Annotated in this window: 1 protein-coding gene; it reads right to left on the bottom strand. The window is 70.2% G+C overall.

What is annotated here, in order from left to right; translation table 11 throughout:
* Positions 1-187: 187 nt before the first annotated feature.
* Positions 188-1465 carry a phosphopyruvate hydratase gene (eno, locus tag IY392_RS18605; protein ID WP_194862021.1) on the bottom strand — a complete coding sequence of 426 codons (1278 nt, stop codon included), beginning with the start codon at positions 1463-1465 and terminating at the stop codon, positions 188-190.
* Positions 1466-1578 lie beyond the last annotated feature (113 nt).

Raw genomic sequence — 1578 nt, 5'->3', positions numbered from 1 at the left:
GGCCCCGACGCCTCCCCCGGACGCCGGGACGACGCGCGATCGCGACCGTCGCCCCGGCGATCCGGCGAGCCCCGTCGATCAGAAGGGCGTGGTGGGCGAGCCATGAGCCCTCCTCTCGACTACCTAGCTGACCGGACTGGCCTCGTGGGACTGTGCGTGCTGTGCCCGAGTGGCGTCGCTGCCTGGATCAGGCGGAGAAGCGCGGGAAGGCGCCGGCGCCGGCGTACCGGGCGGCGTCCCCGAGCATCTCCTCGATGCGCAGGAGCTGGTTGTACTTGGCCACGCGCTCCGAGCGGGCCGGGGCGCCGGTCTTGATCTGGCCGCAGTTGCAGGCCACCGCGAGGTCGGCGATGGTCGTGTCCTCGGTCTCACCCGAGCGGTGCGACATCATGGTGGCGTAGCGGTTGCGGTGCGCCAGCTCGACGGCGTCCAGCGTCTCGGTGAGCGTGCCGATCTGGTTGACCTTGACCAGCAGCGCGTTGGCCGCGCCCTGCTCGATGCCGTCGCGCAGGCGCTCGGGGTTGGTGACGAAGAGGTCGTCGCCCACGATCTGGACCTTGCTGCCGATCATCTCGGTGAGGGTCTTCCAGCCCTCCCAGTCGTCCTCGTCGAGCGGGTCCTCGATGGAGACCAAGGAGTAGTTGGCCACCAGGTCGGCGTAGACGTCGGCCATCTCGGCGGCGGAGAGCTGCTTGCCCTCGAAGTGGTACTTGCCGTCCTTGTAGAACTCGGTGGCGGCCACGTCCAGCGCGAGCGCCACATCGGTGCCGAGGGTGTAGCCGGCCTTCTCGATGGCCTCGACGATGAGGTCGAGCGCCGCCTTGGTGGAGTCGACCGACGGGGCGAAGCCGCCCTCGTCGCCCAGGCCCGTCGACAGGCCCTTGTCCTTGAGCACGGACTTGAGGTGGTGGTACACCTCGGCGCCCATGCGCAGGGCCTCGCGGAAGGTGGGCGCACCGATCGGGGCGATCATGAACTCCTGCACGTCGACGCCCGAGTCGGCGTGGGCGCCGCCGTTGAGGATGTTCATCATGGGCACCGGCAGGACGTGGGCGTTGGCGCCGCCGACGAAGCGGTAGAGCTCGAGGTTCGCCGAATCGGCCGCGGCACGGGCCACGGCGAGCGAGACGCCGAGGATGGCGTTGGCGCCGACCGTGGACTTGTTGGGGGTGCCGTCGGCGTCGAGGAGGGCCTCGTCGACTTGACGCTGCTCCTCGGCGGGGATGCCGATCACTGCGGGGGCCAGCACGTCCAGGACGGCGTCGACGGCCTTGGTCACGCCCTTGCCCATGTAGCGCTCGTCGGAGTCGCGCAGCTCCACGGCCTCGTGGGCGCCGGTCGACGCGCCCGAGGGGACGGCCGCCCGTGCGAACGAGCCGTCGTCCAGAAGCACCTCCACCTCGACGGTGGGGTTGCCTCGCGAATCGAGGATCTCCCGGGCTCCGACCTGCTCGATAAGCGCCATCTGTGCTCCTTGGGGAAGTTCGTGGATCGTCTCTGGGCCGGCACCGCGATGGGTGGCTGCAGTACCGGGGGCCATTGTTCCACGTCGCCCGGCAGGGTGGGTCGAGGCTGGGC

It is taken from the genome of Dietzia sp. SYD-A1 (genome assembly GCF_015356725.1).
Taxonomy (GTDB): Bacteria; Actinomycetota; Actinomycetes; order Mycobacteriales; family Mycobacteriaceae; genus Dietzia.
The sequence above is the reverse complement of the archived record's forward strand: the minus strand, read 5'-3'. Positions and strand labels throughout refer to the sequence as shown.